The following is a 7,581-nucleotide window of genomic DNA, read 5'->3' as shown; positions in this document are numbered from 1 at the left end:
CCAATATAGCTGCCGCGCAATGACGTAAGCACAGTTTCGGTGAATACAACGTGGGAACCGGGGTCGAGATCACCGTCAACGGACTGGTCGATGCGATTCGCACCGCCGCCGGCCTGCAACCGACCGCGTGGCTGCCGCATTATGCCGCCGCTCGCGACGGTGAAGTGCGCCGCAGCTGCCTCGATGTCGCCCGCGCCCGCGCCGAGCGAATCCTCGAGGCGACCACCGCCCTGCCGAATGGCATCGAACGCACCCTGAATTGGCTGCGGGACGCGCAAGCGTCTCTGGTTCCCACCGTGTAATCGCTTGTTGTCGAAGGGAGGGGCGGGCTGATGCGGCCTGTTCTCGATGATGATCACACCGGAATTCTCGCGGCGAGACAATTCGCCGAATCGGGCTATCTGATCGTGCCGGGACTGATTCCGGGCGAACTGCGCGCACGGCTGTTGCCGGAAGTGGACCGCTGGGTGGACCAGGGATTACGTGCGCGGTCCATCGACAGTTGCCGCGATCCCGCGACCTACGGAATACCGCCGGTGATGGAGCTGGAATTGCCCGCGCACGGGGAAATCCTGACGTATCGGCCGCTGATGGTGATCCTGTCCCAGCTGCTCGGACCCGATTTCGTCTACCACCATCTGCACAGTGACCGCCATGACGCAACGATCGCGGCGAAATCGTGGCACCACGACTATGAACCCAACGATCTGGCCGATTCCACCCTGGCGATGGTGCACACGCTGCATTACCTCACCGGACTCGATGACACCATGGCCGCGCTGGTGATTCTGCCGGGGTCGCATCATCAGTCGCGCGAAAAGTCGGCGATGGCGCATGTCGGCACCGACCATCTCGATGGTGAAGTGGTGATCGATTCGCTACCACCGGGTTCGACGGTGCTCTTGCATTCGGCGTTACTGCACGCGCGACGACTGTCGACGACGACGTCGGACCGGCATCGCTACTTCGTCGACGCGTCCTATTGCCAGACCGGCGCGGCGCGCTGGCGGCCGGTGAAACCGTATTGGCGCCATATGTTGGCACGTGCGCGTGAGCTGGGCCTCGGCACCGGGCTTTCGCCGGAGTTGTTCGCCGACAGGCATTTCCGAGACGATATCGCACAAGGATAGGGGCGCCCGATCATGAGAATCGTCGGAGACAGCGATCTCGCCGAGGTATTGGCGATTTACCGGGATGAGCATTGCGCGCACGGGGCGGAAGAGGGTGTGCGGTTTCGCGAAGGAGAGGACAATCTTCGCCGGGGTGACGAATTGTCGGGCACCTGGACCCGGGTGCTGTTGTCGCGGGCTGATCTGGCCGCGGTGACCCTGCCCTGGCATCTGAGCGAGGGCGGCGACCGGGAACTGGTGCCGCGCACCGGGCTGACGGTCGAACAGGCGGCCGCGCGACTGCGCACCGAACGGGCCGATCTGGCCGCCGCCAACCCGGTGTGCACGGGGCTGATCACCGCCCTGACCGAAGCGCCGTTCACCACCGTGTTTCTCAGCGCCGCTCCGGCCGGGCACAGCGACTATGCCGATCTGCGGGCCGAGGAAGGACTGTTCCACCTCGACGGGCTGCACCGCATGATCGCGTGGGAACTCGCGGGCAGGCTTCCCGAGGGGGATCTGATCGACGGTGTCGTGGCCGGTGAGCTGCGCGGCGAAGGTGTGCGGCGATGAACGCGGACACGCTGATCGACCTGTTGCGGCGTAACGCGCGCGAACACCCACAGCGACCCGCACTGGCCGATGTCGACCGCGTGTTCACCTATCGCGAGGTCGAGCGAATAGCCGAGGTGACCGCGGATCGACTGTGTGCGTCGGGGGTCGGCCGGGGCGATCGTGTCGCTGTTCTCGGCGAACGAGACGCCCGGCAATGCGCGCTGATGTTCGGGGTGTGGTGCCGCGGGGCGGTCGCGGTTCCGGTCGAATCCTCGTGGAGTGCAGGTCAATTGCGTCGCCGACTCGACGCTGTCGGGGCACGCTGTGCGGTGTCGGCGACGGTCACCGACTACGGATCGGTCGTCATCGATCCGGTCGAGGCGATCGAGAGCGACGCACGGGGCGGTGCGTGCCACGTCGATGCCGGTGACCTCGCCTATCTCTCGTTCACGTCCGGGTCCTCGGGCGAGCCGAAGGCGGTCGCGGTCACACACGGCAACGCGACTCACTATGCGCGGGCACTGTGCGAACGGCTGGGTTTCGATGCCGGCAACGCGCCGTGCGTCGGACATGTCACGACATTGGCGGCCGATCTCGGCCACACGGCGTGGTTGCTCGCACTGGCCAGCGCTGGTTCGGTGCACGTCGTCGCCGATCGCGACACCCGCGACCCAGCGGCCTTCTGGCCCGCGGTGCGCCGGGCGGGTATCTCGGTACTGAAGACGACGCCGTCTCACCTGGGCGCACTCGAACAGGACGCGGACCGTGAGCCTTTGGACGCGGTGCTGCTCGGCGGCGAACCGCTCTCCCGCACCTTCGCCGCGAGCTTGCTCACCCGCGGTATCGCGCACCGGGTGGTCAATCACTACGGTCCCACCGAGACGACCGTCGGCGCGACGTGCTTCGTTGCGACCACGGCGGCCGAACTGCCAGAGGAGGAGGTCGTTCCCATCGGAACGGCCATCGGCGCGACAACGACGCTGCGCTTGCTCGACGACCGGGGCGAGCCGGTCCCCGACGGATCGGAGGGTGAGCTGTACATCGGCGGAAGGGGGGTCACCGCAGGCTATTTCGGGTCACCGGGCGACACCGCGAGAAAGTTCGTACCGCGCGACGACGACCGGGTCTACCGCACCGGCGACATCTGTCGGCGGCGCGCGGACGGAGCACTCGTGTTCGTGCGCCGCGTCGACCGTCAGGTGAAAGTTCGGGGGTTCCGGGTCGATCCCGCCGAGGTCGAACGAGCCGCCGAGTGCGTGCCCGGCGTCGAGCGGGCAGCCGTGGTCGTCCAGTCGACGGCCGTGGGCCCTCGGCTCCGTGCGGCTGTTCGGCTGACGCCGCGCACCGACGATGCCGCGACACTGGCGGCACTGCGTGCCTACTTGCACGAAGTGCTGCCGGGTTACGCGGTGCCACAGCCGATCTTCGTGCTGCCGGAACTGCCGCTGGGGTCCACGGGCAAGCTGGATCGCCCCCGCGTCGGCGTGATGGTGACCGCACTGCTCGACTCCCGTGCGGGCGGTGCCGCCGGCTCGACTCGTCGAGGCGACGATCCGGCGGGCGGCCTCGCGCACAGCATCGCCGCATTGTGGGCAGGTGCGCTGGGAGTGCAGTCGGTCGATCCCGAGGCCGACATCATCGACCTCGGTGGCGATTCGATTCTGGCCATGCGCACGATCGCCTACCTCTACCGGCGTGGTCAGCGCGTGACTTTCGACGACTTTTACCAGCATGCGACTCCGCGGCGGCTGGCGGCGGTCGCACGACCGATCGACGCCGGCGCGTCGAAGGCCGGCGGGGGACAGCAGCCCGGTCGCCGGCTCGGGCCTGCCCAGCGGTGGATGTTCGCACAGCCGGTCGGTGATCACCGGCAGTGGAATCAGTCGGTGGTGCTGCGCTGCGGTCACGCTGTAGACGCCGGTGTCCTGTCGCGCGCAGTGACCGATCTTGCCGAGCGACATGCTGTGCTGCGTACCGAGATCGGGCCCACCGGACCAGGCGCCTGTCGCGACGTCGACGAGGTGGCGACGGTCTCGTTCTCCCGGCTGCCGCGATCGGCCGCGGGGATCGCGGAGTTCGTCGAGGATACCTGCACCGACTTGCACCTCGGCCTGGATCCGGCGGCGGGGCGGCTCCTGCGCGTGCACCTGTTCGACGGCGGTGACGACCACGACGATCGCCTCGCCATCGTGGTCCACCACCTGGCCGTCGACGGGTTCTCCTGGCACATCCTGCTCGACGATCTCGCCTACGCGTATCGAACGGCATTGCACGGCAAGCAGTTCGACCTGCCAGGTACCGGTGACTACTACCGTTGGGCGGCCGATCGTGGCGGCTCCGTGGCCGCGGTGGTGCGGCGCCCGGCTCGCACGATCGGGCCGACGCCACGACCGGCGAGCCTGGTGTGGACGTTGGACCGGACCGCGACGGCCGCGCTCGTTCGCGAGTACGGCGGTGCGCAAGGGCTCGAAGCCCTGCTGCTGTCGGCATTCGCCGCGGCGGTGCAGCGCGGTGAGGAGCAGTCGCTCGCGGTCGAGGTGGAGACCCACGGCCGTGACGCCGGTGACGGCGGCGGTGAGTACCTCGATACGGTCGGCTGGTTCACCGCCGCCAAATGTATACTGCTGGAACGACGTTCGCCGTCGGAGCCCACCCACTCCGCCGCGGAGATCGAGCGCCTCCTCGCGGGCACGCCCGAGCAGCCGATGGACACCGTGGGTGCGCGCCCCGACATCGGGTTCAATTTTCTCGGCACGTTCGAATTGCCGGACAAGCAGACCCTGGATTGGTCGGTCGCGCCGGAACAGGCGGGTACCGCGCGCAATCCCCACTGCGACCTGCTCTACCGGCTCAAGCTCACAGCTCGCATCGTCGAGGGCCGCCTCGTCACCGACCTGGTACACCCGGGGTCCCCGGACTCCGACGATCGGGCGCGCCAGATCATGACCCGTTTCGCCGGTGCCGTCGCCGAGTACGCGGGCACGGTCGCGGCCCCCGCCACGACATCGGCACTGTCGACGTCGGGGCAGGTTCTGCTCGCGGGCGCGCGCGCACCGCGGGCCGGGGTACGGGTGGTCGAGGAGGCGCCCCGAGTGCTGGTCACCGGCGCGACCGGCTACCTGGGCGGGCATCTGCTCTCGGCGCTGCTCGCACGCAACGCGCAGGTGACGTGTCTGGTGCGCGGGGAGCGCGACATCGAGGCCCGGCAGCGGCTGCGCCACGTGCGGGGTATCCGGGTGCTCGCCGGTGACATCACCCGGACCGACCTCGGGATGTCGGTCGACGCGACCCGCGCGGCGGGCCGGGCACAGGTGATCATCCACGCCGCGGCCGACACCCGACTGGTCGCCGCACCCGCCGAACTCGAACGAACCAATCACGCCGCGGTGTCCGGACTCCTTGCCTGGATCGACGCGCACGCACCCGACGCCCGGTTCCACCACCTGTCGACCCTCGGCGTCGCCGGCGGTGTCGAGGGCACCGCGCGACGATTCAGCGAAGCCGACCTGCGGATCGGCCAGTACTTCCGAACGCCCTACGAACGGGCCAAATTCGGGGCCGAACTGACCGTGCGACGGTGGGCCGCCCAGGGTCGGCAGTGCTATATCCATCGCAGCGGGCACATCGCGGCCGACAGCCGGACCGGGGCGTTCCAACGCAATATCGGGGACAACCGCGTCTACCAGATGATCCGCGGCTACCTGCTCGCCGGTGCCGCGCCACGTCGGCCCGCGGTGAGTTTCGGGTTTTCCTATGTCGACACCGTCGCCGCGGCGATCGCCACACTGGCAGGCCGACCCGCCTGCGCGCCCGGGGTCTATCACGTCGAAACCCCGCATCTGGTGGCCCACGACGAGCTCGTGGCCTGGAGCGCCGCGGCCGGCTACCCGGTCGTGCTCACCGACGACACCGCGTTCACGGCCGCACTCGCCCGGGTCGAGCGGTCGCATTCGGCCGCGGTGCGGCAGGCCATGGCGTGGTCGCACCACGACGCGGACCGCAATGTGCGGATCGATAGTTCCTGGACTGTCGCCGCGCTCAACCGACTCGGCATCCATTTCGCCGCGCCGACCCCGCGATGGTGGTCGACCGCGCTGGCGTGGGGGGCCGAGGCCGGGTACTTCCCGGCCGTCGCGACCGCCGACCGCACCGCCTGACCCACATCCCATCGATAGGAGGTCGAATGTCCGAGCTTTCCCCGGTTCTCGCCCAGGCCACTTCCGTCACCGCATGCCGCGGTGCGGGAATGTATCTGTTCGACGCGGCAGGCGAGCAGTATCTCGATTTCACCGCCGGTGTCGGGGTGACCAGCACCGGCCACTGCCATCCCCGCGTCGTGGAGGCCGCGCAACAGCAGGTCGCTCGCTTGATCCACGGCCAGTACACGACGGTCCTGCACGAGCCGCTGCTCGAACTGACCGCGCAGCTCGGCTCGGTGCTGCCGCCCGGTCTGGATTCGCTGTTCTACAGCAACTCCGGCAGTGAGGCGATCGAGGCCGCGGTACGCCTGGCCCGGCACGCCACGGGCAGACCCAACGTCGTCGTCTTCGACGGGTCCTTCCACGGCCGCACGATGGGGGCGGCTGCCCTGACCACCGCCTCGACCCGATACCGGGCCGGTATCGGGCCGCTGATGCCCGGTGTGGCGGTGGCACCGTTCCCGGCGGCGTTCCGGCTGAGCCTGAGCGAGGAGGCCGCCGTCGACCACGCGCTGCACGGTCTCGATCATGTCCTGGCCACTGTGACCGCGCCCGCCGAGACCGCCGCGTTGCTCGTCGAACCCGTGCTCGGCGAGGGGGGTTATGTGCCCGCACCGCCGGGATTCCTCGCCGGACTGCGTGAACGGGCCGATCGCCACGGCATGCTGCTGATCCTCGACGAGGTGCAGACCGGGTTCGGCCGCACCGGGAAATTCTGGGCGCATCAGCACGAACCGGATGCGCGCGCCGACATCCTGGTCACCGCCAAGGGTTTGGCGAGCGGGTTCCCGCTCTCGGCCATCGCCGCGTCCACCGAGCTGATGCGCCGGGCCTGGCCGTCCTCGCAGGGCGGAACCTATGGCGGCAATGCCGTGGCCTGCGCGGCCGCCCTGGCGACCTTGGCGGTGATCCGGGACGAGCAGCTGGTCGAGAACGCCGCGGTCCAGGGTGAACGACTGCTCGCCGCGATTCGCGCCGACGCGCTGGCCGTTCCCGGTATCGCGGACGTCCGTGGGCTCGGCCTGATGATCGGCATCGAGTTCTGCACGCCCGAGGGCACACCGGATCCCGACACCGCCAAACGCGCGCAGCAGGCCGCTGCGGCGCTGGGGCTGTTGCTGCTGACCTGTGGACCCTACGGAAATGTCGTCCGGATGATCCCGGCGCTGGTGGTGACGGCCGACCAGATCGACACCGCGGTCGCGCTGTGGTCGAAGGCCGTCGGCCTCGCGACCGGTGACGGCGCAGAAAGGAACGGGACCAACCATGTCGAAATCCGTTGAGATCAGCTGGGACGCAGCCGAGATCGCTCGCGACCCCGCGGTGTGGTCGCTGCGACTGCCCGGCGACGACCGCGACACCCTCGCCGCGACCGACGACGACGCGGGCAAGGTGCGGACCGCCGTGCACGCCTTCGTCGACGGCGCTGTCGAACGGGTGGGGTTCGCCCACGTCGCCGACTTCGTCGATCCCGCCGCCTCGGAAGACGACATCACCCGCACGCTGCTGTTCGTGCTCGACGGGATCGGCGTGGTCGTTCCGCAGAACGGCGCGGGCGACCTGCGCCAGGTCCTGCGAGATCGCGAGGGAGACGGCGCCACCGCACTCGGATTCCATTGCGACACCTGCGATCTGCTGGTCCTGGTGTGTCTGCAACCGGCGGCGGACGGGCAGGGATTCACTCGGCTCGCCGGCGCCCGCCGGGTCAACGACATCCC

Annotated in this window: 6 protein-coding genes; 5 read left to right on the top strand and 1 reads right to left on the bottom strand. The window is 69.1% G+C overall.

The annotated features are described in order from the left end of the window. The coding region (locus ACFWF3_RS16700; RefSeq protein ID WP_379314366.1) for a hypothetical protein at nucleotides 1–359 on the bottom strand (359 nt) is incomplete at its 3' end. On the opposite strand from ACFWF3_RS16700, the gene ACFWF3_RS16695 reads away from it, so the two are divergent. The 5 genes from ACFWF3_RS16695 to ACFWF3_RS16675 all read left to right on the top strand — a co-directional run. Next, on the top strand, nucleotides 333–1,130 hold the full coding sequence (locus ACFWF3_RS16695; RefSeq protein ID WP_379314365.1) for a phytanoyl-CoA dioxygenase family protein: 798 nt from the start codon (nucleotides 333–335) through the stop codon (nucleotides 1,128–1,130). The genes ACFWF3_RS16700 and ACFWF3_RS16695 overlap by 27 nt on opposite strands. Nucleotides 1,131–1,142: 12 nt before the next feature. Continuing rightward, entirely contained in the window at nucleotides 1,143–1,682 is a 540-nt protein-coding gene (locus tag ACFWF3_RS16690) for a DUF6309 family protein (RefSeq protein ID WP_379314364.1), read from the top strand. Then, nucleotides 1,679–5,821, top strand: a complete 4,143-nt coding sequence (locus ACFWF3_RS16685; protein ID WP_379314363.1) for an AMP-binding protein — start codon at nucleotides 1,679–1,681, stop codon at nucleotides 5,819–5,821. Before ACFWF3_RS16690 ends, ACFWF3_RS16685 begins: the two co-directional genes overlap by 4 nt. 26 nt (nucleotides 5,822–5,847) lie before the next feature. After that, the gene (locus ACFWF3_RS16680) at nucleotides 5,848–7,146 is read left to right on the top strand and encodes an aspartate aminotransferase family protein (protein ID WP_379314362.1); all 1,299 of its coding nucleotides are present in this window, start codon (nucleotides 5,848–5,850) and stop codon (nucleotides 7,144–7,146) included. Further along, nucleotides 7,130–7,581 (top strand): hypothetical protein (locus ACFWF3_RS16675; protein ID WP_379314361.1); only part of this gene is annotated, 452 nt, incomplete at its 3' end. The genes ACFWF3_RS16680 and ACFWF3_RS16675, both read left to right, overlap by 17 nt.

Origin of the sequence: Nocardia sp. NPDC060220 (genome assembly GCF_042727815.1) — a bacterium.
GTDB lineage: Bacteria > Actinomycetota > Actinomycetes > Mycobacteriales > Mycobacteriaceae > Nocardia.
Note: the sequence above shows the minus strand (reverse complement) of the source record. Positions and strands in the feature narration are given on the sequence as shown.

Bases quoted from the DNA above. Each gene is read 5' to 3' on its own strand.
- ACFWF3_RS16695 (WP_379314365.1), top strand. From the start codon at position 333: ATGCGGCCTGTTCTCGATGATGATCACACCGGAATTCTCGCGGCGAGA.
- ACFWF3_RS16690 (WP_379314364.1), top strand. From the start codon at position 1,143: ATGAGAATCGTCGGAGACAGCGATCTCGCCGAGGTATTGGCGATTTAC.
- ACFWF3_RS16685 (WP_379314363.1), top strand. From the start codon at position 1,679: ATGAACGCGGACACGCTGATCGACCTGTTGCGGCGTAACGCGCGCGAA.
- ACFWF3_RS16680 (WP_379314362.1), top strand. From the start codon at position 5,848: ATGTCCGAGCTTTCCCCGGTTCTCGCCCAGGCCACTTCCGTCACCGCA.